General features: G+C 69.7%; 20 protein-coding genes. 11 read left to right on the top strand and 9 right to left on the bottom strand.

The annotated features are described in order from the left end of the window. Positions 1-62 precede the first annotated feature (62 nt). The 5 genes from BWR60_RS08015 to dacB all read left to right on the top strand — a co-directional run bounded on the left by BWR60_RS08015 (position 63) and on the right by dacB (position 5,705). Positions 63-1,004: a choline ABC transporter substrate-binding protein gene (locus tag BWR60_RS08015; RefSeq protein ID WP_218823395.1), complete on the top strand. Its 942-nt coding sequence runs from the start codon at positions 63-65 to the stop codon at positions 1,002-1,004. Positions 1,005-1,074: 70 nt separating this feature from the next. Continuing rightward, positions 1,075-1,932, top strand: a complete 858-nt coding sequence (gene choW / locus BWR60_RS08010) for a choline ABC transporter permease subunit (protein ID WP_088150487.1) — start codon at positions 1,075-1,077, stop codon at positions 1,930-1,932. Then, on the top strand, positions 1,932-3,116 hold the full coding sequence (choV, locus tag BWR60_RS08005) for a choline ABC transporter ATP-binding protein (RefSeq protein ID WP_088150486.1): 1,185 nt from the start codon (positions 1,932-1,934) through the stop codon (positions 3,114-3,116). The genes choW and choV overlap by 1 nt, the downstream gene beginning before the upstream one ends. 318 nt (positions 3,117-3,434) lie before the next feature. Continuing rightward, positions 3,435-4,115, top strand: coding sequence for a sugar transferase (locus BWR60_RS08000; protein ID WP_088150485.1), 681 nt, complete (start codon positions 3,435-3,437; stop codon positions 4,113-4,115). Positions 4,116-4,262: 147 nt separating this feature from the next. Beyond that, positions 4,263-5,705 (top strand): D-alanyl-D-alanine carboxypeptidase/D-alanyl-D-alanine endopeptidase, encoded by a 1,443-nt coding sequence (gene dacB / locus BWR60_RS07995; protein ID WP_088150484.1) that lies wholly within the window; start codon positions 4,263-4,265, stop codon positions 5,703-5,705. A gap of 6 nt (positions 5,706-5,711) precedes the next feature. Here dacB and BWR60_RS07990 read toward each other — a convergent pair whose 3' ends face one another. Then, on the bottom strand, positions 5,712-7,001 hold the full coding sequence (locus BWR60_RS07990) for an NAD(P)/FAD-dependent oxidoreductase (RefSeq protein ID WP_088150483.1): 1,290 nt from the start codon (positions 6,999-7,001) through the stop codon (positions 5,712-5,714). A 207-nt stretch (positions 7,002-7,208) separates the two neighbouring features. On the opposite strand from BWR60_RS07990, the gene BWR60_RS07985 reads away from it, so the two are divergent. Next, positions 7,209-8,996 carry a sensor domain-containing diguanylate cyclase gene (locus BWR60_RS07985; RefSeq protein WP_179221678.1) on the top strand — a complete coding sequence of 596 codons (1,788 nt, stop codon included), beginning with the start codon at positions 7,209-7,211 and terminating at the stop codon, positions 8,994-8,996. Between the two features lie 7 nt (positions 8,997-9,003). Here BWR60_RS07985 and zigA read toward each other — a convergent pair whose 3' ends face one another. From zigA to BWR60_RS07970, 3 genes are all read right to left on the bottom strand, one after another. Continuing rightward, positions 9,004-10,212, bottom strand: a complete 1,209-nt coding sequence (gene zigA / locus BWR60_RS07980) for a zinc metallochaperone GTPase ZigA (RefSeq protein ID WP_088150481.1) — start codon at positions 10,210-10,212, stop codon at positions 9,004-9,006. 2 nt (positions 10,213-10,214) lie between these two features. Next, the gene (locus tag BWR60_RS07975; RefSeq protein ID WP_088150480.1) at positions 10,215-10,499 is read right to left on the bottom strand and encodes a hypothetical protein; all 285 of its coding nucleotides are present in this window, start codon (positions 10,497-10,499) and stop codon (positions 10,215-10,217) included. 113 nt (positions 10,500-10,612) lie between these two features. Further along, the gene (locus BWR60_RS07970; RefSeq protein WP_088150479.1) at positions 10,613-10,864 is read right to left on the bottom strand and encodes a DUF1272 domain-containing protein; all 252 of its coding nucleotides are present in this window, start codon (positions 10,862-10,864) and stop codon (positions 10,613-10,615) included. Positions 10,865-11,121: 257 nt separating this feature from the next. Between BWR60_RS07970 and BWR60_RS07965 the strand changes: the two genes are divergently transcribed. Further along, positions 11,122-11,610 carry an AP2/ERF family transcription factor gene (locus BWR60_RS07965; protein WP_179221677.1) on the top strand — a complete coding sequence of 163 codons (489 nt, stop codon included), beginning with the start codon at positions 11,122-11,124 and terminating at the stop codon, positions 11,608-11,610. A 150-nt stretch (positions 11,611-11,760) separates the two neighbouring features. On the opposite strand, the gene BWR60_RS07960 is transcribed toward BWR60_RS07965, so the two are convergent. Further along, positions 11,761-13,044 carry a glutamine synthetase family protein gene (locus tag BWR60_RS07960; protein WP_230982989.1) on the bottom strand — a complete coding sequence of 428 codons (1,284 nt, stop codon included), beginning with the start codon at positions 13,042-13,044 and terminating at the stop codon, positions 11,761-11,763. 292 nt (positions 13,045-13,336) lie between these two features. Here BWR60_RS07960 and BWR60_RS07955 point away from each other — a divergent pair, with 292 nt between their 5' ends. Together BWR60_RS07955 and speB are read left to right on the top strand one after the other, a co-directional pair. After that, on the top strand, positions 13,337-14,677 hold the full coding sequence (locus BWR60_RS07955; protein WP_088150476.1) for a glutamine synthetase family protein: 1,341 nt from the start codon (positions 13,337-13,339) through the stop codon (positions 14,675-14,677). A gap of 58 nt (positions 14,678-14,735) precedes the next feature. Further along, positions 14,736-15,701, top strand: a complete 966-nt coding sequence (gene speB, locus BWR60_RS07950; protein ID WP_088150475.1) for an agmatinase — start codon at positions 14,736-14,738, stop codon at positions 15,699-15,701. A gap of 9 nt (positions 15,702-15,710) precedes the next feature. On the opposite strand, the gene BWR60_RS36905 is transcribed toward speB, so the two are convergent. Then, positions 15,711-15,857, bottom strand: coding sequence for a hypothetical protein (locus BWR60_RS36905; RefSeq protein ID WP_179221676.1), 147 nt, complete (start codon positions 15,855-15,857; stop codon positions 15,711-15,713). A 243-nt stretch (positions 15,858-16,100) separates the two neighbouring features. On the opposite strand from BWR60_RS36905, the gene BWR60_RS07945 reads away from it, so the two are divergent. After that, a complete protein-coding gene (locus BWR60_RS07945; protein ID WP_088150474.1) occupies positions 16,101-17,114 on the top strand; it encodes an LLM class flavin-dependent oxidoreductase in 1,014 nt (337 codons plus the stop codon). Positions 17,115-17,126: 12 nt separating this feature from the next. Here the strand turns inward: BWR60_RS07945 and BWR60_RS36900 are convergent, their stop codons facing one another. Continuing rightward, positions 17,127-18,227, bottom strand: coding sequence for a helix-turn-helix transcriptional regulator (locus tag BWR60_RS36900; protein WP_088150473.1), 1,101 nt, complete (start codon positions 18,225-18,227; stop codon positions 17,127-17,129). Positions 18,228-18,490: 263 nt separating this feature from the next. Between BWR60_RS36900 and BWR60_RS07935 the strand changes: the two genes are divergently transcribed. Further along, positions 18,491-19,744, top strand: a complete 1,254-nt coding sequence (locus BWR60_RS07935) for an Hsp70 family protein (RefSeq protein WP_088150472.1) — start codon at positions 18,491-18,493, stop codon at positions 19,742-19,744. A gap of 7 nt (positions 19,745-19,751) precedes the next feature. Here BWR60_RS07935 and BWR60_RS07930 read toward each other — a convergent pair whose 3' ends face one another. Together BWR60_RS07930 and BWR60_RS07925 are read right to left on the bottom strand one after the other, a co-directional pair. Continuing rightward, the gene (locus tag BWR60_RS07930) at positions 19,752-20,330 is read right to left on the bottom strand and encodes a cytochrome b (protein WP_088150471.1); all 579 of its coding nucleotides are present in this window, start codon (positions 20,328-20,330) and stop codon (positions 19,752-19,754) included. Further along, positions 20,327-23,506 (bottom strand): efflux RND transporter permease subunit, encoded by a 3,180-nt coding sequence (locus BWR60_RS07925; protein WP_088150470.1) that lies wholly within the window; start codon positions 23,504-23,506, stop codon positions 20,327-20,329. The genes BWR60_RS07930 and BWR60_RS07925 overlap by 4 nt, the downstream gene beginning before the upstream one ends.

Here is a 23,506-nt window from a genome sequence, read left to right as displayed (position 1 = left end):
CAAGGCGCCTCCGAAACGAAAGAAAATTGTTGGACAGGCGGGCAAAACAGGAGAGTCGCATCATGATGTCGAGGCGTTTGAGCGGGCTGGTGCTGGGCCTGGCGCTGGCGGCCGGGACGGCCCAGGCGGCCGATCCGGCGAGCTGCCAGAAGGTCCGCTTCTCGGATGTCGGCTGGACCGACATCACCGCCACCACGGCGCTGACGTCGGCGGTGCTCAAGGGGCTGGGCTACGAGCCCTCGGCCGAGCTGCTGTCGGTTCCTGTCACCTACGTCTCGATGAAGAACAAGAACATCGACGTGTTCCTCGGCAACTGGATGCCGTCGATGGCCGGCGACTCCAAGCCCTATTTCGACGACAAGTCGGTCGTGAGCCTCCGCGCCAACCTCGAAGGCGCGAAATACACCCTCGCCGTGCCCGACTACGTGTACCAGGCCGGGGTCAAGGACTTCGCCGACCTGGCCAAGAATGCCGACAAGTTCGGCGACAAGATCTACGGCATCGAGCCGGGCAATGACGGCAACCGCCTGGTCCAGAGCATGATCGACAAGGGCGCCTTCGACCTGAAGGGCTGGCAGCTGGTGGAGTCGAGCGAGCAGGGCATGCTGTCCGAGGTCGACCGCGCCATCCGCCGGAAGACCTGGATCGTGTTCCTCGGCTGGGCGCCGCATCCGATGAACAAGCAATACCCGATGCAGTACCTGACCGGCGGCGACGACTATTTCGGGCCGAATTTCGGCGGCGCCACGGTTTACACCAACGTCAGGGCCGGCTATGCCGACGAGTGCCCGAATGTCGGCAAGCTGCTGCAGAACCTGACCTTCAACCTCGACATGGAGGCCACGGTGATGGAGGCCATCACCACCGGCGGCGAGGAGAGCGGCAAGGCGGCGACCGAATATCTCAAGGCCAATCCGGGCGCGCTGACCCCCTGGCTGGCCGGGGTGACCACCTTCGACGGCAAGGACGGTCTCGCCGCGGTCAAGGCGTCGCTCGGCCTCTAAGCCCACCCGACGGGCGCGCCGCCGCACCGGCGGCGCGTCGTCCAAACGGCCAGAACAAGAAGGACGCCGCATGGACGAACTGAGCGCGCTGCTGTCCCAGAAGATTCCGCTCGGGCTGTGGATCAAGCACCTGACGGATTTCCTGACCGACAATTTCGCCAGCGTCTTCGACGCCATCTCGATCGGCCTCGGCACCGCGATCGAATGGCTGATCGACGTCTTCCTGTGGCCGCCGCCGCTGGTCTTCATCGCCATCATCGCCGTCCTCGCCTATGGGCTGCACCGGCGCTGGCAGCTGGTCGTGCTGGTCCTGGTCGGCCTGCTGCTGATCCTCAATCTCGGCTACTGGACCGAGACGATGCAGACCCTGGCGCTGGTGATCAGCGCCACGATCCTGTCTCTGGCGATCGGCATCCCGATCGGCATCCTCTGCGCCCACCGGCCGCTGGTCTATGCCGTGATCCGGCCGATCCTCGACCTGATGCAGACGCTGCCGACCTTCGTCTACCTGATCCCGACGCTGATCCTGTTCGGCCTCGGCGTGGCACCGGGCCTGATCTCGACCGTCGTCTTCGCCGTGGCCGCGCCGATCCGGCTGACCTATCTCGGCATCCATGGCGTGCCCAGCCCGCTGCTCGAGGCGGGCGAGGCCTTCGGCGCCACCAAGCGGCAGCTGCTGTTCAAGGTCGAGCTGCCGCACGCCCTGCCGACGATCATGGCCGGGTTGACCCAGTGCATCATGCTGTCGCTGTCGATGGTCGTCATCGCCGCGCTGGTCGGGGCCGACGGCCTGGGCAAGCCGGTGGTGCGCGCCCTCAACTCGGTGAATGTCCCCATGGGCTTCGAGGCCGGCCTCTGCATCGTCATCCTGGCCGTGATCCTCGACCGTCTGGTGAAAAGCGAACGGCCCGTCGGAGGGGCGCATTGATGTCCGACACCCTTCCCGCCGTCCATTTCAACGCCGTCGACGTGATCTTCGGGCCGACGCCGAAGCGGGCGCTGGGCCTGCTGGACCAGGGCCGAACCCGGGCCGAGATCCTGGCCGAGACCGGCGACACCCTGGCGGTGGCGGGCGCCGAGCTGTCCGTCCCGCATGGCGAGCTGTGCGTGCTGATGGGCCTGTCCGGCTCCGGCAAGTCGTCGCTGCTGCGCTGCGTCAACGGCCTCAACAAGGTCACCCGCGGCCGCATGGTCGTGCGCTGCGACGGGCAGGAGGTCGACGTCGCCAGCTGCGACGAGGCCACGCTGCGGAAGCTGCGGGCCGACTGGGTGTCGATGGTGTTCCAGCAATTCGCGCTGATGCCCTGGCGCACCATCCGCGAGAATGTCGGCCTGGGGCTCGAACTGCGCGGCGTGCCGAAGGCCGAGCGCGACCGGGTGGTGGACGAGAAGCTGGCCCTGGTCCATCTCGACAAATGGGCCGGGAAGTACCCGCGCGAGCTGTCGGGCGGCATGCAGCAGCGCGTCGGCCTGGCCCGCGCCTTCGCCACCGACGCCGACATCCTCTTGATGGACGAGCCGTTCAGCGCGCTGGACCCGCTGATCCGCACCCATCTGCAGGACGAGCTCCTGGAGCTGCAGCGCCGGCTGAAGAAGACCATCATCTTCGTCAGCCACGACCTCGACGAGGCGCTGAAGATCGGCAACCGGATCGTGATCATGGAATCCGGCCGCATCGTCCAGGTCGGCACGCCGGAGGAGATCGTCACCAGGCCGGCCGATGATTACGTTGCCAACTTCGTCGCCCATGTAAACCCCCTCAACGTCCTGCGCGCCGAGGCGCTGATGACGCCGCTGGACCTGCTGCCGCGGGAGGGCGATTCGATCCTGGTCGACAAGGCCCGGACCTGCCGCTGCCGGGTCGACGATCTCGGCCGGCCGGTGGCGGTCACGCAGGACGACCGGCCGCTGGAGATCGCGGACGGCATCATCAACGGCGTCGTGCCCGGCCAGATCGCCACCATGCCGGTGCATGCCTCGATGCGCCGCTTCATCGCCGCGCATGAGGCGACGCGCCAGCCGATCCTGGTGCTCGACGATGACGGCCGGCTGGTGGGCAAGGTCGGGGAGAGCGAGCTGGTGGCCCGCCTTCTTCGTGGGAAAGAGGAATAAAAACAGTGGATTGAGCGATATATCTTCTGTATTGGCTTAGCTTTTCTGTCTCCGCCGTTGATCTTGGCGCGCTCATGGTCTCGGCGGAGAGCAATAAATGGATTGTTTCGACGGGCCTCTTCCGATATACATGAGAGGCACATTCAGTGGTCATCAGACCACGTCAAAAATTGCCACTTTCAGGCAACAGTAATGTGCCAGAACCCTAGCGACTAGGGGGCGGGGAGTCAGACGAAATTCAGGTGTGGAGTGTTCTGTCGGTTGCGGCGGCAGGGCAAGTCTTTCTCCTTTGTTACAGTTTTCTGGGGGTATCGGAATATGCAGTCCGACAGCTTTGTCGACGCTGCCGCCGTTGATCTCTCCGCAGAGACGCCGATCCGGACGGCTCGCGTGGGTATGGCGGCCAAGCGGTCGATGGATATCGCATTGTCGATCTTTTTTTTGATTCTGTTTGCGCCGCTGTTCCTGGTGTGCGCTGCCATGATCCGGCGCTCCGGCCGGGGCATCTTTTACAGCGACCGCCGCGTGGGGCGTGACGGCCGGATCTTCTACTGCCACAAGTTTCGGACCATGGTTCCCAACGCAAACAAGCTGTTGGCGGATCTTCTTCAGAAAAACCCTGAGATGCGGCGCGAGTGGGAATCCGGCTTCAAGCTGAAGAAGGACCCGCGGGTGACCGCGATCGGCCGCTTTCTGCGCAAGACCAGCCTCGACGAGCTGCCGCAACTGTTCAACGTGCTGAAGGGCGACATGAGCCTGGTCGGCCCGCGGCCGATGTATGAAGAGGAGCAGGAGCGCTGGGGCGCTGCCATCCGCTACTATCACAGCACGCGGCCCGGCATGACCGGGATCTGGCAGATCTCCGGCCGCAACGACACCAGCTACGAGACCAAGATCCGGCTGAATGTCGAGTATGTGCGGACCTGGACCCTCTGGCGGGACATCGTGATCCTGTTCAAGACGCCGAAGGTGTTCCTGCCCGGCGGCGGCGCCTACTAGGCGAGCCCGGCCCGACCGGCGGCACCTCAGGACGGTGGACGGCCCCCCTCGCGGGGGCCGTGCCCGTTTCAGGGCATCGCGACCGCTTCCGACTCACTCCGCCCGGGGCTATAGGAGGGCGCGACGTGATGCGGAGGATGCCGGCCCGTGCCCCTGACGAGACTGTTCCGCCTGTTCCTGCTGCTGGCGCTGGCGGCCGCCCTGCCGGGTCAGGAGGCCCTGGCCCAGGCCGGCGCCGCGGCGACCCGCACCGGCCTGCCGGCCGGGAACGTGGCCTATATCGTGTTCGACGCCCAGAGCGGCCAGCTGATCGACAGCGCCCAGGCGGCGCGGCCGATGATCCCGGCCTCGACCATGAAGGTCGCCAGCATGCTGGCGTCGATCGAGATCCTCGGCGCCGACCATCGCTTCACCACCGCCGTGACCGCCAGCGGCTCCATCGCCGGCGGCGTGCTGAACGGCGACCTGGCGCTGATCGGCGGCGGCGACCCCACCCTCGACGTCAACGACCTGGCCGACCTGGTCAGCCAGGTCCGACAGGCCGGGATCACCCGGGTGAACGGGCGGTTCATCGTCGACGACACGGTGCTGCAGGCCCTGCCGTTCCTCGACCGGCTGCAGCCGCTCGCCGCCTCCTACAATCCGGGGCTCACCGGCCTCGCGATCAACTTCAACGCGCTGCGGGTGAGCTGGCAGACCCGGCAGGGGCAGCTCCAGGCCCGGGCCGACGCCGTCGCCGACGGGCGCAACGTCACACTGCCCTGGGTCGACATCAGCGAGGGCGCGGCCACGCCCTATCGCCCGATCGACGGGCGCGAGGGCTGGGTCCTGTCGTCGCGCCTGCCGGACAAGGGCTCCGACCTGCTGCCGATCCGCTACCCGTCGGCGACCGCGGCGGAGATCTTCCGGTCCTTCGCCCGCGACGCCGGGATCGTCCTGCCGGCCCCGGCGATCGGGCTGCGCACGACGGAAGGCACGATCATCGCCCGGCATGACAGCGAGCCGCTGCCGGCGATCGTCACCCGGGTGCTGAAATACAGCAACAACCTGTCGGCCGAGATGATCGGCATGATGGCGGCCCGCCAGCTGCTGGGCCGCGCCACCATCACCCAGGGCGAGGCGGGTCGGGCGCTGGCCGCCTGGTGGGCGCAGAAGCTGCCGCAGATCGACTGGAGCGGGCTGTCGATTCCCGGGGCCTCGGGCCTCAGCACCGCCGCCCGGATCTCCCCGGTGCAGATGGCCGCGGTGCTGATCGAAGGCAACCGCATCGGCCTGCCGGTGCTGATGCCGGAGCGGCCGGATGGCGGGGGCGAGGCCGGGGCCGGCGATCCGCCGCCGCTGCCGCCCGGCCGGCTGCGGGCCAAGACCGGCACCATGGGCTATGTCTGCGGCCTGGCCGGCTATCTCACGGCGAATAGCGGCCGGCAGCTCGGCTTCGCCATCTTCGTGGTCGACGAGCCGCAGCGCGCCGCGGCCGACGCGGCGACCGACCCCTATGTCCTGACCGTGTCGCAGCCGGCCCGGCGCTGGATCGGCCGGGCCCGGGCGGCGGAACGGGAACTCCTGCGGCAGTGGGCGGCTGCCTATTAGCGGCCGCTAGACGAGATCGCGCAGCCGGTACCAGGTCATCGCCAGCACCAGGGCCGGCATGCGCAGCAGGCGCCCGCCGGGGAAGGGCCGGTGCGGGATCCGGGCGAACACGTCGAAGCGGTCGGCCTGGCCGCGGATCGCCTCGGCCATCACCCGCCCGGCCATGCCGGTCAGCAGCACGCCGTGGCCGGAGAAGCCCTGGGCGAAGAAGATGTGCGGCGCCAGCCGGCCGAAATGCGGCGTGCGGTTGATGGTGATGCCGACATGGCCGCCCCAGCAGAACTCGATCGTCTTGCCGGCCAGGCGGGGCAGGGTGCGCACCATGGTCCGGCGCATGGCCTCGGCCAGCCGCCGCGGCTCATAGCCGGAATAGCTGACGCCGCCGCCGAACAGCATCCGGCCGTCATGGCTCAGCCGGTAGTAGTTCAGCACGAAGTTGATGTCGGCCACGGCGAAGCCGGACGGGACGGTCTGCTGCGCCAGCGATTCGCCCAGCGGCTCGGTGGCGATGATGTAGGTGCCGACCGGCATGACCCGCGAGCGGATGGTGCGGTCGACCTCGGCCGACAGCGACGGCAGATAGGCATTGCCGCACAGCGCCACGAAATCGGCGGTGATGCGCCCCTTCGGCGTCGTCGCCACCGCCGGCCTGGCCTGGTCCAGCCGGATCACCGGCGTGTCCTCGAAGATCCGCACGCCCAGCGAGCGGGCCGCGTCCGCCAGGCCGAGCGCGTAGTTCAACGGGTGCAGCTGGCCGCTGCCGCTGTCGAGCAGGCCGCCGACATAGCCCGGCGCGTCGACCAGCGCCCGGATCTCGGCCCGCGACAGCATCCGGCCCTGGTGGTAGCCGAGCCCGTCCCATTCGGCGAGATGGGCCTCCAGCTCCTCCATATGCCGCCGCTTCAGCGCACCCAGCACATAGCCCCAGCACAGGTCGCAATCGATGCCGTACTGCTCGACGCGCTGGCGCAGCAGCGTCTTGGCCTCCTCCGACATGTCCCATAGCTTGCGGGCGTCGTCGCGGCCGACCCAGCCGGCAATGGTGCCGATGTCCTTGTTGAAGCCGGTCACCGCCTGGCCGCCGTTGCGGCCCGAGGCGCCCCAGCCGACCCGCTGCGCCTCGACCAGCACGACGTCGAGGCCGCGCTCCCTCAGCTCGATCGCGGTGCTGAGACCGGTGTAGCCACCGCCGACGACCAGCACGTCGCAGCGCAGATCCCCGTCCAGCGCGGGGAAGCGGAGATCGCGGTTGGCGGTGGCGGCGTACCAGGAGCGGACATGGCCGGCTGCTTGCATGACACGGTGGATGTGGTCTCGGATGGCGCTCTCAATAGCTTGGTCGGGGTGAGGCCGGCCAGCCGGGCCGACGCCCGGTCCGTCATGTCCTGTCCGCATGACGGCCGCCAGAGCTGGGCGGATGGCTGTTCGCTTGTCCCGGCGGAAGCTACGGGCGAGAATAGGACCATATGCCGTGACCCTGGGGTGTGGCCTTTGCCGGTGCGCATGCAGCTTCGCGATGTGTTGGAGGCGACGGTCCTGACCTTCGTCCTGGCGGTGCTCGGCATCGCCACGAAGGGGCTGGAGCCGCTCGCCCTGTTCTGGCCGGCGAATGGCGCGCTGATCGGGTGGTTCCTGCGCAGCCCGACGCGGCGGCATCCGCTGTGCTGGGCCGGAGTGATCGTGGCCTTCGTCGGCGCCGATCTGAGCTATGGGCGCGGCATCGAGCTCGCCCTGGTGCTGCTGCTGTCCAACCTGGCCGAGATCGCCGCGGGCCTGCTGGTGCTGCTGCCCATGTGGCCGGAGGGACGGAATCTCGACCACCCCGCCGCCGTGCTGCGCGTCGGAATCGCATGCATCGTCTCGGCCCTGGCCGGCGGCATTGCCTCCGCGCTCGGCTTCGGCCTGCTCGGCGACACGGCGATCCTGCTGAACACCGCGACCTGGTGGATGTCGGAGATCGCCAGCCTCGCGGCGGTGCTGCCGGTCGCCCTGACCCTGCCGTCGCGGCCGTGGCCGTCGGGCTGGGTCTCGCGCCTGACCCGGCAGGAGCTGCCGGAGCTGGCGGGCCCCGTGATGCTGCTGGTGCTGATGGCGGCGCTCGGGGTCGCCACCGGCGGCATCGGCACCACCGGTTACCTGTTGCTGCCCCTGATCTGGTCGGCGATGCGGTCCGGCATCTTCGCCACCACGGTGATGGCGGCGCTGGTGGGGCTCTGGATCTTCGCGGCCCTCGGGCTCGGCCTCGACCGGCTGCCGTCGCAGACCGTGGCCGAGGATCCGCTGCGCATCCTGCTGTCGACCCGGCTGTCGGTCGCCCTGATCTCCCTGGCCGCCGTCCTGGTCGCCAGCATCATGTCGACGCGCCGTCGGGTCGAGCAGCGCCTGGCCGAAAGCGAGCGCCGGCTGGCCCTGGCCTTCGAGGGCACCACCGACGGCATCTGGGACCTCGAAGTGCCGTCCCGCGTGATGTCCGCCCTCGACTCCGTCTCGCTGGCCGAGCGTGCCGAGGCGACGCAGCGCCGGCCGCTGGAAGATTATCTGCGCCGGATCCATCCCGACGACCGTGAGCGGGCGACGGCGGTGCTGGAGGATCACCTGGCCGGCCGGTCCCCGGATTGCGTCGTCGAGTATCGCTGGCCAGCGCCGGATGGCGGCTGGCTCTGGCAGCTGGCGCGGGGCCGGACGGTCGAGCGCGACGAGGCCGGACGGCCGCTGCGCGTGGTCGGCTCGTTCATGGACGTCTCGGCGCGGAAGGCGCTGGAGCAGAAGATCGAGTACATGGCCAACCACGACGCCCTGACCGGCCTGGCCAACCGGCATGCGCTCGACGCTGCGCTGAAGGACCGGATCGGGGCCTATCGCCGGCGGTCGGCCGGGGCCGTGCTGATGGTGATCGACCTCGATGGCTTCAAGGCAGTCAATGACGGCCACGGTCACCTGGCGGGCGATACCGTGCTGCGCGCCCTGGCGCAGCGCTTGGCCGCGGCCCTGCCGGACGGCATGACGCCGGTGCGGACCGGCGGCGATGAATTCGCCGTGATCGGGGATGAACTCGGCGCCGGCGAGGTGGAGGTCCTGGCCGACCGGATCGGGGCCGCCCTGGCCGCCCCGATCCCGGTCGGCGCCGGGACGGTGTCGGTCGGCGCCAGCATCGGCTGGGCCTTCCTGCCGCGGGACGCCGAGGATGAGCACGGGCTGGCCGCGGTGGCCGATGCCCGGCTGTACGCCGCGAAGCAGCAGCTCCAGCGGCGGAGGGCCGAGCCGGAGCCGCCGTCGCGCGCCTCGGCCTGAGTCGCGGCTAGGCCGCGCGGCGCCAGGCGGGGAAGGGGTCGGGCAGGTCGGCCCAGCCGGCCGGGTCGAAGCCGGCCGTGGGGTCGACCAGACAGGCATCGAGGTCGCGCCGGATCGCCGCCTGGTCCATGCCGATGCCGATGAACACCAGCTCCTGCCGCCGGTCGCCGAACACCGGGTCCCACCGCGCCTCGATCATCCGGCGCATCTCCGGGTCCCCAGGCCAGCGGTCCTGCGGCACCGCCGCCCACCAGAAGCCGATCGCCTCGTGCCGCAGCATGGCGCCGGCCTGGCTCATCTCACCGACCCAGCTCGGCCGGGTCGCCAGCCAGAAATGGCCCTTGGAGCGGATCACGCCGGGCCAGGGCTGGTTGAAGGCGGCATGCAGCCGGGCCGGATGGAAGGGGCGGCGGGCGCGGTAGACGAAGCTCTCGACGCCGTATTCCAGCGTCTCGGGCCTGTGCTCCGCGAACTGGTAGAGCTCCTTGTACCAGAGCGGGTGCTCGCGGGCCCGGTCGAAGTCGAAGCGGCCGGTGCCGAGGATCGAGTCCAGGGCGACGGCACCGAAATTCGCCTCGACGATCGCCGCCTCCGGGTTCAGCCCGGCGATGACGCGGCGGACCATCCGGCGCTGCTCCGGCGTCGCCGCGTCGATCTTGTTGAGCACCACCACGTCGGCGAATTCGATCTGGTCGACCAGCAGGTCGACCAGGGTGCGGCCGTCCCCGTCGCCAGCGGTCTCGCCGCGGTCGCGCAGGAAGTCGGTCGAGCTGAAATCGGCCAGCAGGTTGGCGGCGTCGACCACCGTCACCATGGTGTCGATGCGGGCGACGTCGCCGAGCGAGGCGCCGTCCTCGTCGCGGAAATCGAAGGTCGCGGCCACCGGCAGCGGCTCGGAGATGCCGGTCGATTCGATCACCAGGCAGTCGAACCGGCCCTGCTCGGCCAGCAGCCGGACCTCGCGCAGCAGGTCGTCGCGCAGGGTGCAGCAGATGCAGCCATTGGTCATCTCGACCAGGGTTTCGCTGGTGCGGCTGAGATCGGCGCCGCCGTTGCGGACCAGCTCGGCGTCGATGTTGACCTCGCTCATGTCGTTGACGATGACGGCGACCCGGCGGCCCTCGCGATTGCGCAGGATGTGGTTCAGCAGCGTCGTCTTGCCGGCGCCCAGGAAGCCGGAGAGGACGGTGACGGGAAGGCGGGACTCCGGCCGCATGGTCACGACACCCACCGGGGCGACGCGGGCTCGGCCGCCATGTCGTCCAGCCGGAGGCCCAGCGCCAGCGACCCCAGCAGCTCGGCGCAGCGCGACGGGCCATGCGCGGCCACCAGGCGCGGCATGGCCTCGGTCAGCAGCGCCGAGGACAGGGCCGCCGGTGAGAGGCCGACGACCTCGAGCTCGGTCATCAGGCGGCGGATCTCGCGGGTCGCGCGGGTGAAGCCGGCGGGGGTGTGGAGGCCGGGGGCGATCTGTTCGAGGGTGTGGTGCGGCTGGTCTGGCATGGCTTTCATCCAATGAATTTAATGTTATATCATAACAGTTAAATTCCGGACGCAAGCCCTCTGTCGATCGCAGGGTGATCGACGTTGCCACAGCCCGGGGATCAATCCCCGATTCAGCCGGCCGGCGGCCGGCATCCCTCCGGCTTGAGCACCCGGACGGTCGAGGCTGGATGGCGCGCCAGCGCCGCCGCCGGCCGGATCGGGCGCGGGGCGAAGCCGCCGCCGCAATTCGGGCAGCGGCCGCCCAGCACCGTCTCGGCGCAGCGGGTGCAGAAGGTGCATTCGAAGCTGCAGATCACGGCCTCCCGGGACTCGGGCGGCAGGTCCTTGTCGCAGCATTCGCAGTTCGGGCGCAGCTCAAGCATCGAATCCTCCAGATCCGGGTCTCCGGCATCGCCCGGGCCGCCGTCGTGGGCCGGGCCGCCGGTTTTCCTGTCCTCTGCGGCGGCACGTCGCGTCGCCGGCTGAGGAGATTCATACAAATGCTTCATGTGCCTCACAATGACTGCCAAGGAGCATCACGCTGTGCCAGTATCCGCCCAGCAACCTGGAGATCTCGATGCGCGTCAGCCGAATTGACAACCCCGCGAAGCGAATGCTCGGTTGGCTTGTGCGATATTCGGTGGCCGGGAAACACACGCGCAAATTCTTCTCGGACCTGGCCCATGGCGGATCGTCGGCCAAGGCGAAGGCCGCCGCCGACGCCTTCGCGCTGGCGCATCTGCTGGAGCATCAGGAGATCCGGTCGCTGCGGACCCGGCTGCTGCCGCGCCGGAACACGCCGCACGGGGTCCCCGGCGTCGCGCGCTATGTCCGTCCCGGCGGGACCTCGGCATTCTGGACCGCCTACTGGACCCAGGAGGGCGTGCGCCGCCAGAAGAAATACTCCGTGGCCCAGCTGGGCGAGAACGAGGCGCGGGAGCTGGCCTTCGCCACCCGGGCGGAGATGACCGCCGGCAATGAGGAGCGACTCGAGGAGCTGCTGGATATCCACGTGCCGGAGCGGAAGGGCGCCACCAAGCGCCAGCGCGGCGCGGCGGACCTGCGGGAGGAGGCGCCGAAGCGGCGCTCCCGGCCGGCTGAAACCATCCAGGAGCGCCGCAGGGCCTGATCCCTCAGAGACCGTTTGGAAATGCTACTGGCGCGGCCGTCTGGCGGCGGTTTCTCCGCTTCCGGTGCTCACGGACCCAAACGTCCGCTGCGCGCCGGTTCTCGAAACCACCGCCAGCCGACTCACGCCAGCGCATTTCCAAACGGTCTTTCAGACCTTGCTCAGGTACCAGTCGTATTCGAGCTGGCTGATCTGGGAGAAGAACTTGTCCCGCTCGGCCCATTTCAGGGCCAGGTAGATGTCGAGGAAGCGGCGGCCGAAATACTCGTTGAAGAAGGCCGAGCCGTCGAGCTGCTCCAGCGCCACGATCCAGGACGAGGTCAGCGTCGGCTCGATCTTGTCATAGGCGTTGCCCGAGATCGGCGGGCCCGGATCGATCTGCCGCTTGATGCCGTGATGCGCCCCGGCCAGCACCGCCGCGACCACCAGATAGGGGTTGCTGTCGGCGCCGGCGACGCGGTGCTCGACCCGGCGGTCCTTCGGCTTGCCCGGCGGGATGCGCAGCGACACGCTGCGGTTGTTGGCGGCCCAGGTCGGCGCGTGCGGCACGTAGGAGTTCGGCTGGAAGCGGCGGAAGGCGTTCTGGTTCTGGGCGAACACCGCCATGCCCTCCGCCATGGTGGCGCCGAGGCCGCCGATGGCGTGGCGCAGCATCGGGGTGCCGTGCGGGTCGTCCGCGGCGAACAGGCTGGTGCCGGCCGCGTCCAGCAGGCTCATATGGATGTGGAAGCCGCTGCCGGCCTGGTCGGGATAGGGCTTCGCCATGAAGGTCGCCTCGACCCCGTGCTTGGCAGCGACCGACTTGACCACCCGCTTGAACAGGATGGCGTCGTCGCAGGCCTCGAGCGGGTCGGCGACATGGCGCAGATTGATCTCGTACTGCCCCGGCGCGTATTCCGAGACCAGGCTGTCGACCGGGATGCCCTGCGCCACGCAGGTGTCGTAGATCTCGTGCAGCAGGTCGTTGAAATCGTACAGCTCGTCGATGCCGTAGACCTGGGTGGTGTCCTGGCGCTTGCCGCTGATCGGCGACATCGGCGGCCGCGGCCGGCCGTCCTCGCCACGCTTGCGGTCGACCAGGTAGAACTCCAGCTCCACTGCCACCACCGGGTGCAGCCCGTCGTCGCGCAGGCGCTGGACGATATTGGCCAGGACGGTGCGCGGATCGGCGAAGAAGGGGGAGCCGTCGAGGTCCCGCATCGCCAGCAGCACCTGGCCGGTCGGGCGCGACAGCCACGGCACCGGGTCGAGGGTGTGCGGGACGGGGAAGCAGTCGCGGTCCGCGTCGCCGTCGGCGAAGCCGAGGCCGGTCGCTTCGACCGTTTCGCCGGTGATGTCGGTGGCGAAGAGGGAGCCGGGGAAGGTCAGGCCGTCGCGGAAGATCTTGTCGAGCGCGGCGACGGGGACCTTCTTGCCGCGCAGGACGCCGCACATGTCGCAGACCAGGGCGTCGATGTGCGTGATATCAGGAAATTGCGCGCGGAAATTCCTTACGATGTCGTTCGATGTGCGTTCATGCATTTGGTCACGCAATTGTTGCCACGAAGCCCTCATCCTCGCAGCCGACCCGAAACTGTCAAGCCGGGCCGAGTCGGAGCGGCCATGCCTGCGAACCACCGCGGCTTCCGTCCGTCCCCCCTTCCCAGCCCCCCGGGGGGCTCGGGTATGGTGGGGACGCAGATGAAACGAGAAGCGGGGTCCGCCTAAAGGGGCTGACCATGATTTTATGCAAAAACTCGTGGACTTCATTCACGACCATGGCGTGACCGAAGTCGAGTGCCTGGTCCCGGACATCAACGGGATCGCCCGGGGCAAGATCCTCCCCGACGACAAGTTCATCAAGGGTTTGAAGACCCGCGGGATGCGGATCCCGGAATCGATCTTCATGCAGACGGTGACCGGGGACTACCCCGACGACGACGTCACCAACGCCGCCGACATCGACATCTACATGGTGCCGGACCGCGAGACGATCCGCATCGTCCCCTGGTACGAGGAGCCGACGGCGCAGGTGATCTGCGACGCGGAATATGTCGACGGCAGCCCGTGCGAGCTGTCCTGCCGCCACGTGCTGCGACGGGTGCTGAAGCTGTACGAGGAGAAGGGCTGGAAGCCGCTGGTGGCGCCCGAGCTCGAATTCTACCTGGTCAAGAAGAACATCGACCCCGACTATCCGCTGGAGCCGCCGATCGGCCGGTCGGGCCGGCCGGAGACCGGGCGCCAGTCCTACGGCATCGACGCGGTCAACGAGTTCGACCCGATCTTCGAGGAGATCTACGACCATTGCGAGGCGATGGGCCTCGACGTCGACACCCTGGCGCATGAGGCGGGTGCCGCCCAGATCGAGATCAATTTCAACCACGGCGACCCGCTCGAGCTCGCCGACCAGGTGCTGATCTTCAAGCGCACGGTGCGCGAGACGGCGATGCGCCACGACGTCTACGCCACCTTCATGGCCAAGCCGCTGCAGAACGAGCCCGGCAGCGCGATGCATCTGCATCAGAGCGTGAACGACGCCAAGACCGGCCGGAACCTGTTCGCCACCAAGGAAGGCGGGAACAGCGACCTGTTCCTGGCCTATATCGCGGGCCTGCAGAAATTCGTGCCGGCGGCGATGCCGCTGTTCGCGCCCAACGTGAACTCCTACCGCCGCCTCGACCCCGAGAGCGACGCGCCGATCAACGTCCATTGGGGCATGGACAACCGCACCGTCGGATTCCGCGTGCCGATCGACGAGCCGCAGGCCAAGCGGGTCGAGAACCGCGTGGCGGGCGCCGACTGCAACCCCTACCTGATGTTCGCGGCCTCGCTGGCCTGCGGCTATCTCGGCATCGTCAACGAGATGCAGCCGTCGAACCCGGTCGAGGGCTCGGCCAAGCGCCTGGCCTTCACCCTGCCGCGCCACCTCTATGACAGCCTCAACAAGTTCTCCGCCTCCCGCCCGCTGCGTGAGGTGCTGGGCGAGAAGCTGGTCGACGCAGTGTGGTGGGTGAAGAACAAGGAGTACGACGCCTATCACCGCGTCATCAGCTCCTGGGAGCGCGAGAACCTGCTGCTGAACGTCTGAGCCTGGCCGCCCGCTCCGGACTTGCGCCGGGGCGGGCAGGCACGATCGGGAGGGAGCCTTGGCGGGCAAGTTCGAGCCATTGGATTCCAGCCAGGTGCCGCGCTTCGCCGGCATCCCGACCTTCATGCGGCTGCCGCTGGCGACCCCGGCGGAGGTCGACATCGCCCTGGTCGGCGTGCCCTTCGACGGCGGGGTGACCAACCGCCCCGGGACGCGGCACGGCCCGCGCGAACTGCGCAACCAGTCCAGCCTGATGCGCCGGGTGCATCACGTCACCGGCGTCTCGCCCTATGACCTGGTGCGGGTCGCGGATTGCGGCGACGCGCCGGTCGACCCGATCAGCCTGGAAAAGTCGCTGGAGTCGATCACCGGCTTCTACGCTGACCTGCACCGGGCCGGCGCGGTGCCGCTCTCGGCCGGCGGGGACCATCTGGTATCGCTGCCGATCCTGCGCGGCCTGGCGACGGGCCGGCCGGTCGGGCTGATCCAGTTCGACGCCCATTCCGACACGTATGAGGGCTTCTTCGGCAACCGCTACAACCACGGCACGCCGTTCCGCCGGGCGATCGAGGAGGGGCTGCTCGACCCGAGGCGGATGGTCCAGATCGGGCTGCGCGGTTCGATCTCCGATGCCGGCAACTATGATTTCGCCAAGGCCTCCGGCATCCGCATGATCTTCATCGAGGAGTTCGACCGCCGCGGGCCGGACGATGTGATGGACGAGGCGCTGGAGATTCTCGGCGACCAGCCCGCCTATGTCACCTTCGACATCGACGCCCTCGACCCGTCGATGGCGCCGGGCACCGGCACGCCGGAGATCGGCGGCATCACCACGCGCGAGGCCCAGCGCATGGTGCGCCGCCTGGCCGGGCTGGACCTGGTCGGCGCCGACCTGGTCGAGGTGTCGCCGCCCTTCGACCCCTCCGGCCTCACCGCCGTGACCGGGGCGACGCTGATGTTCGAGCTGCTCTGCGTCCTCGCGCCCGGCGTGGCGGCGCGCCGCGGGGCAGGGGCCTCGGCCTGAGACATCGGGTCAGGGCCGGCCGATGCGGGGCCGCAGCCAGGCCAGGATCCGGGCCGATCGGTCGCCGGCGCAGCGGAAATCATGCGATCGGACTGCCCGCACGGCGAAGGCGCTGGCCTGCTCCACCGAATGCCGCTGCTCACGGGGCAGGGCCATCCAGTCGCGGATGATGGCGCGGCGGGGGCGTGTTCGGGCTTCCTCTCTGTTGCTCCGGTTCCGGGGCGGCTGTCCTAGGCCCGCGGCCCGTAAAGAAGGAATCCGGAAATCGCCGCCGGCCCGAGTCTCGCGCCTGTCCAGACCCGTCCGGCATCCGCGGCGGATGACCGCCATGCGGCCGGCGCAGCGATATGCGATCGGGCCTGGGCTTGAACCGAAGCGGCGGCCGCCAAAGTTGAAGGAATGACTCTGCCCCTCTCGGTCCTCGACCTCGCGCCGATCGCCTCAGGCTCCCCGACGGGGCAGGCGGTCCGCAACTCGCTCGACCTCGCCCGGCTGACGGATCGGCTGGGCTTCATCCGCTACTGGGTGGCCGAGCACCATTCGATCCCCGGCGTGGCCTCGACCGCGCCCGAGATCCTGATCGGCCATGTCGCCCAGGTGACGGATCGGATCCGCGTCGGCTCCGGCGGGGTGATGCTGCCGAACCACGCACCGCTGCGGGTGGTCGAGGCCTTCAAGATGCTGGAGGCGCTGCATCCGGGCCGGATCGACCTCGGCCTCGGCCGCGCCCCGGGCTCGGACCAGCTGACGGCGCTGGCGATGCGGCGCTCGCAGGAAGCGGTCATCGCCAACGATTTCCCCGAGCAATATGCCGAGCTGCGCGCCTTCGCCGACGGCACCTTCCCGTCGGACCATGCCTTCCGCAATGTCCACGCGGTGCCGGAGGATGTGCCGCTGCCGCCGGTCTGGATGCTCGGCTCCAGCGAGTTCGGCGCCCGCTTCGCCGCCCGGATCGGCTGTGGCTTCGCCTTCGCCCATCATTTCAGCCCGCAATACACGATGCCGGCGATGCATCTGTACCGCACCAACTTCCAGCCCTCGGCGGCGATGCGGGCGCCGCATTCGATCCTGACCGTCTCGGTCTACTGCGCCGAGGATCCGGCGGAGGCGGAGCGGCTGGCGGCGCCGCACCAGCTGTCCTGGGTGCGGCTGCGCACCAACCGGCCGGGCCTGCTGCCGAGCCCGGAGGAGGCGCTGGCCTACCCCTACACGGCGGAGGAGAAGCGCGTCGCCGAGAACGCCCGCCGCAACCAGATCGTCGGCACGCCGGAGACGGTGAAGGCCGAGATCGAGCGGCTGGCCGGCGAGACCCTGGCCAGCGAGGTGATGATCACCAGCATGATCCACGACCACGCCGCCCGGCTGCGCTCCTACGAGCTGGTGGCGGAGGCGTTCGGGCTGCAGGCGGGCTGAGCCGCACCGGCATCAGCTCAAGCGGGCGAACAGGGCGACCAGATCGGCCTGCCGATGGGTGTCCGTCTTGACGAAGATCGATTTCAGCTGGGTCCGGGCCGTCTCGTAGCGGATCGACAGCCTCTCCGCGGCCTGGGCCAGCGGCACGCCGCCGCCGAGCAGCGCGGCGAGCCGGGCTTCCGCGCGGGACAGGCCGAACATGGTCGCCAGCCGTCGTTCCGCGGACATCGAGCGCGCGGCAGGGTCCCGGATCAGGACGATCGCCCGGGCGCCGTTGAAGACCAGCGCCCGATCGCGGGGCAGGGGAGAAATGTCGACCACCAGCGGCGGCCGCCCGCTCGGCCGCCGGATCGGGATCGGGCCGCCCGCGACGGCGCCAGCCGGGCGGATGCTGCCTTCGATGCCGGCCTGCAGCCGCCGGTTGTCGTCGGTGGCCATCGCGGCCAGCCGGCCGCCCGGCAGCGCCAGCCCGTCGCCGAGCAGCGCCGTCAGTGCGCCGGTGCTGCGCAGCACGGTGCCCTCGGCGCCGAGAATTGCGCCGGCGACGTCCGCCACCTCCCACCCCTCGATCATGCCGTCGAGTTTTTGGAAGCCGAGGCTCTCGGCCAGCCGCACCGCCCGGGCGAAGGAGGGCCGGAGCGAGTCGAGGGCAGTGAGCTCCGCCGGCGTGAACGGATCGGTGTCCAGCGCCCGCTCCAGCGTCAGGACGACGGGGCCGAGGGTGGGGCTCGAGAGCAGGATCGACCCGGCCGCCCATTTCAGGCCAAAGGGCCGCAGCAGCTCGTTGTAGAACGGGTCGCGGGCGATCTCGTCGGCGGACAGCAGCTCGGTATCGCAGACGAAGTTGGTCCAGGTCCGGGCGTTGATGCGCGGGAAGCGCGGGTTCCGCTGCGGCCAGCCATCGGCCGTGGCCGCCTCGATGATCTCCTCGAACCCGGCGGAGGGCGCCCCGAGCTGGGTGGCCGAGCGCGCCGTCATGAACAGCGAGGCTTCGCTTCCGCCGGCCTCTGCGAAGGCGCCGAGGGCGGCGGGCCACAGGTCGGGGTCGAGCGAGGCATCAAGGAACAAGGCCTCGACGCTGCGGAACAATTCCGGCTGGGTTGCCCCGATCATCGGGACCCCGGGCCGGCGTCAATCGATCCCAGGGATCGACGGCTTCGCATGATCCATCCCCCCGATGGGCTGCGTCTCTGCCGCCATGATATATCGGAAGCGCGGCAATTTTGACGGACATTTCATCGTGAGCTTCCGGCCGCCGCGGCGTATCCGCGCGGATGTCGCCTCTTCCCTAAGATCCGCGCCCGCGCTAAAACCCGCCCCCTTTCAGCCCCGTCCGACCGGACCCGGGGCTTTTCGCCGTTGGAGCGGAGGCGGAGATGGCGGTCTGCGGCCTGGATTTCGGCACCTCGAATTCGACCCTCGGCATCGTCGACGCCGCGGGCGCAAGGCTGCTGCCGCTGGAGGGGGCGGCCACCACGCTGCCCAGCGCGATCTGGTTCGACCTGGTCGGCGGCGCGCCGCGTTTCGGCCGCTCCGCCGTCGATTCCTATGTCGAGAGCCTGGACGGCCGGCTGATGCGCTCGATCAAGTCGGTGCTGGGCACCTCGCTGATCGAGGAGGACACCTGGGTCGGGCGCGAGCGCATCGGCTTCAAGCAGGTGATCGGCATCTTCCTGGCCGAGATGAAGGCGCGGGCCGAGGCCGCCTGCGGCCACGCGCTGGAGCGGGTGGTGCATGGCCGGCCGGTTCATTTCGTCGACGACGACCCGGCCGGCGACAGCAAAGCCCAGGACACGCTGGAGGCGATCGCGCGCGAGGCCGGCTTCGCCGAGGTGTCCTTCGAATACGAGCCGATCGCCGCCGCCCGCACCTACGAGGCCGGGCTGGACCGGGAGGAGGTGGCGCTGATCGTCGATATCGGCGGCGGCACCTCCGACATCTCGGTCGTCCGGCTGGGGCCGCGGCGCAAGGCTCTGCCCGACCGGGCGGGCGACATCCTGGCCAATGACGGCATCCGGCTGGGCGGCACCGATGTCGACCGGCTGTTCAGCCTGGCCACGGTGATGCCGGCGCTGGGCATGGGCACCAAGATGAAGCGCCAGGGCGCGGTGGCGCCCAGCCGCTACTTCCACATGCTGGCGACCTGGAGCCGGATCAACGCGCTCTACGCCCCCAAGGTGGTGGCGGAGGTGCGCGACGTGCGCCGCGAATCGCGCGCGCCGGAGAAGTTCGACCGGCTGCTGCGGGTGCTGGAGGGCAATCTCGGCCACAGCCTGGCGCTGCGGGTCGAGGCGGCGAAGATCGCGCTCGGCGACAAGGATCCGACCGTGATCGACCTGCGGCTGGTCGAGCCCAAGCTGGGGCTGCGCGCCGGCCGGGCGGTGCTGGACGCCGCGATCGGCGACGCCGTCGCCCGGCTGTCGGCACTGATCCGTCGGTGCATCCAGGCGGCGGGCCTGACGCCGGACCGACTGGACGCCGTGTTCCTGACCGGCGGCTCGGCCCTGCTGCCGGCCTTCCGCGCCGCGGCACTGGCCGAGGCGCCGTCCGCCCGGGTGGTGGAGGGAGACAGCTTCGGCGCCGTCGGCGTCGGCTTGGCGATCGAGGCGCAGCGCCGCTATGGCTCTTAAGGCCGGATCACGGCCCGGTCTGCTCCGGCAGCATCCGGTCCAGCGTGCCGTCGCGGCGGATGGCGACGTGCCAGACCGCCGCGGCGATGTGCAGGGCCACGAGGGCATAGAGCGCCCAGTGCCCGACCGCATGCACGGTGGCGCCGATCCGCCAGATCGCGTCGGTCGCCGGGGTCAGCAGCGGCACCTCGAACAGGCCGAAATACGGGATGGCCCGGCCGCGGCCGGCGGACATCAGGTAGCCGCTGAGCGGCATGGCCAGCAGGAGGAGGTAGAGCAGCCAGTGGCTCGCCTTGGCGGCCACCGCCTCCCAGGCCGCCCACCGCGCCACGGCCGGCGGCGGGTGGATCGCCCGCCAGATCAGCCGAACCGCGGTCAGGCCCAGGATCGTCAGCCCGACCGATTTGTGCAGCATCACCATGGTGGGGCGAGAGGCGTCGCCGTTCGGCAGGCTTTCCATCACCCAGGCGAGGACCAGCACGGCCAGCATCAGCGCCGCCGAGACCCAGTGCAGCCATTGGGCCATGGCGGTGTAACGCCCGGAGGCGCCCCGGGGGGCGGCGACGATCATCACTTCAGTGCTCATTCGGCAGCCTCCGGCAGCGAAGGGGCGGCGCGCCGGCGGAGGCGCCCGGCCGCCTGCTCCAGCCCGCGGCAGGCGACGTAGAAGGCGGGGGTGAAGATCAGGCCGAAGGCGGTGACGCCGATCATGCCGAAGAACACCACCACCCCCAGCGACTGGCGCATCTCCGCCCCGGCCCCGGTGGCCAGCACCAGCGGCAGCACGCCGAGGATGAAGGCCAGCGAGGTCATCACGATCGGCCGCAGCCGCACCCGGGCCGCCTCGATCGCCGCAGCGGCCCGGTCGGCGCCCGTCGCCTCGGCCTGGCGCGCGAATTCGACGATCAGGATCGCGTTCTTGGCGGCCAGGCCGATCAGCACCACGAAGCCGATCTGCGCCAGAATGTTGACGTCCATGGCGGCGGCCAGCAGGCCGGTCAGCGCCGCCAGCAGGCACATCGGCACGATCAGGACCACCGACAGCGGCAGGGTCCAGCTCTCATACAGCGCCGCCAGCAGCAGGAAGACGAACACCGCCGAGGCGGCGAAGATCAGGAGCGCGCTGGTGCCGGCCAGCCGCTCCTGCAGCGCCACCTCGGTCCATTCGAAGCCGTAGCCGTCGGGCAGGGTCTCGGTGGCGATCTGCTCCATCCGGTCCAGCGCGGTGCCGGTGGAGATGCCCGCCGCCGCGGCGCCCTGCACCTCGGCCGCGGGGTACAGGTTGTAGCGCGGGATGCGGTAGGCGCCGGCCCGCTCCTCGAAGGTCGCGACCGAGCCCAGCGGCACCATGGCGCCGGAGTCGCTGCGGGTCTTCAGCCCCTCCAGCTCCGCCGGGTCCTGGCGGAAGCGGGCATCGGCCTGGGCGCGGACCTGGAAGGCGCGGCCCAGCAGGTTGAAGTCGTTGACATAGGCCGAGCCGAGATAGATCTCGAGCGTCTCGAACACGCGGGACGCCGGCACGCCCAGCATCTCCGCCTTCACCCGGTCGATATCGGCGTACAGCTTCGGCGTCGCCGTGTTGAACGGGCTGAAGACATTGGCGAAGTCGGGCGACTGGCCGGCCGCGGCCACGACCTGGCGCACCGCCGCCTCCAGCTCCTCCGGCGTGCCGCCGGCCAGGTCCTGGATCATCATCCTGAAGCCGCCGGTGTTGCCCATGCCGCGGACCGAGGGCGGCTTGATCGGGATCACCCGCGCCTCCGGCACGTCGCCCAGCCGGGCGGTCAGGTCGGCGATGATGCGGTCGACGGTCTGGCCGCGCGCTGCTCGCACCTCATAGGGGTCGAGGATGGCGAAGACGACGCCGCTGTTCGACGCGTTGGTGAAGGTGGCGCCGTCCAGCCCGGCGATGGTGACCGTGTGGGCCACGCCCGGGGTCGCGTCCAGCCGGTCGGAGACCGCCTTCATCGCCACGTCGGTGCGGGCCATGGCGGCGCCGGGCGGCAGCTGCACCGCGGTCAGGAAATAGCCCTGGTCCATCACCGGGATGAAGCCGGTCGGCGCCCGGCTGAACTGCCAGCCGGTCAGGCCCAGCAGCCCGCCATAGGCGACCAGCACCAAGAGGCCGACGCGCAACAGCCGGCGGGTCAGCCCGCCATAGCCCAGCGACACCCGGTCGAAGCCGGCGTTGAAGCCGCGGGCGCCGGCGGCCAGGCCGCGCAGCAGGATGTTGCGGGGCCGGGGCGCGTGGTCGCCATGCAGCCGCAGCAGCAGGGCGCACAGGGCCGGGCTCAGCGTCAGCGACACGAAGGCGGAGATCACGGTGGCCGCGGCGATGGTCACGGCGAACTGGCGGAAGAACCGGCCGGAGATGCCGGACATCATCGCCGCCGGGACGAACACCGCGCACAGCACCAAAGCGATGGCGATCAGCGCGCCGCTGATCTCCTCCATCGATCTGTGTGCCGCCTCCTTGGGCGACAGGCCGGCGCGCAGGTGCCGCTCGACATTCTCGACCACCACGATGGCGTCGTCGACGACGATGCCGATCGCCAGCACTAGGCCGAGCAGCGACAGGTTGTTCAGCGAATAGCCGAGGCCGGCCATCACGGCGAAGGTTCCGATCAGCGAGATCGGGATCGCCAGGATCGGGATGATCGCCGCCCGCCAGCTGTGCAGGAACAGGATCACCACCAGCACGACCAGCGCCACGGCCTCGAGGATGGCGGTGTAGACCTCGCCGACCGATTCGGCGATGAAGCGGGTCGGGTTGAACGGGATGGCGTATTCGACCCCGGCAGGCAGGGTGCGGCCCAGCTGCGCCATCGCCGCGACCACGCGGTCGGCCGTCTCCAGCGCGTTCGAGCCGGGCTGCTGGAACACCTGGATCGGCTGCGAGACACGGCCGTCGAACAGGGCGCCGCCGCGGAAGCTCTGCGCCGTCAGCTCGACCCGGGCGACGTCGCGGATCCGGGTGACGCGACCGTCGGCGTCGGTCTTGATGATGATGTTCTCGAACTCGGCGGGATCTGACAGGCGCCCCAGCGTCTCGACATTCAGCTCGAAGGCGCCGTCGGGCGGCGCCGGCGGCTGGTTCACCACGCCGGCCGCCACCTGGACGTTCTGGGCCTGCAGCGCCGCCACCACCTCGCCGGCCGTCAGGTTGCGGGCGGCCACCGAATCCGGGTCCAGCCAGACCTGGATGGCGTAGTCGCGGGCCGCGGGCAGGCGAACGTCGCCGACGCCGTTGACCCGCAGCAGCGCGTCGCGGATCCGCAGCGTGGCGTAGTTGGAGAGGTAGAGCGGCGAGCGCGAGCCGTCCGGCGAGAACAGCTGCACCACCATCAGGATGTCGGGTGACGACTTCCGCACCGTGACGCCGAGGCGGCGCACCTCCTCCGGCAGCCGCGGCTCGGCCACCGCCACCCGGTTCTGCACAAGCACCTGCGCCTCGTCCAGGTCGGTGCCGAGGGCGAAGGTGACGGTGATGCTGAGCTGGCCGTCGCCGGTCGACTGCGAGGACATGTAGAGCATGTTCTCGACGCCGTTGATCTCCTGCTCGATCGGCACGGCGACGGTGCTGCTCATCACCTCCGCCGAGGCGCCGGGATACTGGGCGCGGACGACGACCGTGGGCGGGCTGATCTCCGGGTACTGGGCCAGCGGCAGGGTGAAATAGCCGGCGATGCCGACCAGGACGACCAGGACCGACAGGACGGTCGCCAGGATCGGCCGCTCGATGCAGAGATGGGGCAGGCGCAT

The organism is Inquilinus limosus, assembly GCF_002195995.1.
Lineage (GTDB): Bacteria > Pseudomonadota > Alphaproteobacteria > DSM-16000 > Inquilinaceae > Inquilinus > Inquilinus limosus_C.
This window is presented reverse-complemented; position numbering and strand designations above follow the sequence as displayed.

Bases quoted from the DNA above. Each gene is read 5' to 3' on its own strand.
- BWR60_RS08015 (WP_218823395.1), top strand. From the start codon at position 63: ATGATGTCGAGGCGTTTGAGCGGGCTGGTGCTGGGCCTGGCGCTGGCG.
- choW (WP_088150487.1), top strand. From the start codon at position 1,075: ATGGACGAACTGAGCGCGCTGCTGTCCCAGAAGATTCCGCTCGGGCTG.
- choV (WP_088150486.1), top strand. From the start codon at position 1,932: ATGTCCGACACCCTTCCCGCCGTCCATTTCAACGCCGTCGACGTGATC.
- BWR60_RS08000 (WP_088150485.1), top strand. From the start codon at position 3,435: ATGCAGTCCGACAGCTTTGTCGACGCTGCCGCCGTTGATCTCTCCGCA.
- BWR60_RS07990 (WP_088150483.1), bottom strand. From the start codon at position 7,001: ATGCAAGCAGCCGGCCATGTCCGCTCCTGGTACGCCGCCACCGCCAAC.
- BWR60_RS07985 (WP_179221678.1), top strand. From the start codon at position 7,209: ATGCAGCTTCGCGATGTGTTGGAGGCGACGGTCCTGACCTTCGTCCTG.
- zigA (WP_088150481.1), bottom strand. From the start codon at position 10,212: ATGCGGCCGGAGTCCCGCCTTCCCGTCACCGTCCTCTCCGGCTTCCTG.
- BWR60_RS07975 (WP_088150480.1), bottom strand. From the start codon at position 10,499: ATGCCAGACCAGCCGCACCACACCCTCGAACAGATCGCCCCCGGCCTC.
- BWR60_RS07970 (WP_088150479.1), bottom strand. From the start codon at position 10,864: ATGCTTGAGCTGCGCCCGAACTGCGAATGCTGCGACAAGGACCTGCCG.
- BWR60_RS07960 (WP_230982989.1), bottom strand. From the start codon at position 13,044: ATGTGCGGCGTCCTGCGCGGCAAGAAGGTCCCCGTCGCCGCGCTCGAC.
- BWR60_RS07955 (WP_088150476.1), top strand. From the start codon at position 13,337: ATGCAAAAACTCGTGGACTTCATTCACGACCATGGCGTGACCGAAGTC.
- BWR60_RS36905 (WP_179221676.1), bottom strand. From the start codon at position 15,857: ATGGCCCTGCCCCGTGAGCAGCGGCATTCGGTGGAGCAGGCCAGCGCC.
- BWR60_RS07945 (WP_088150474.1), top strand. From the start codon at position 16,101: ATGACTCTGCCCCTCTCGGTCCTCGACCTCGCGCCGATCGCCTCAGGC.
- BWR60_RS36900 (WP_088150473.1), bottom strand. From the start codon at position 18,227: ATGATCGGGGCAACCCAGCCGGAATTGTTCCGCAGCGTCGAGGCCTTG.
- BWR60_RS07935 (WP_088150472.1), top strand. From the start codon at position 18,491: ATGGCGGTCTGCGGCCTGGATTTCGGCACCTCGAATTCGACCCTCGGC.
- BWR60_RS07930 (WP_088150471.1), bottom strand. From the start codon at position 20,330: ATGAGCACTGAAGTGATGATCGTCGCCGCCCCCCGGGGCGCCTCCGGG.
- BWR60_RS07925 (WP_088150470.1), bottom strand. From the start codon at position 23,506: ATGCGCCTGCCCCATCTCTGCATCGAGCGGCCGATCCTGGCGACCGTC.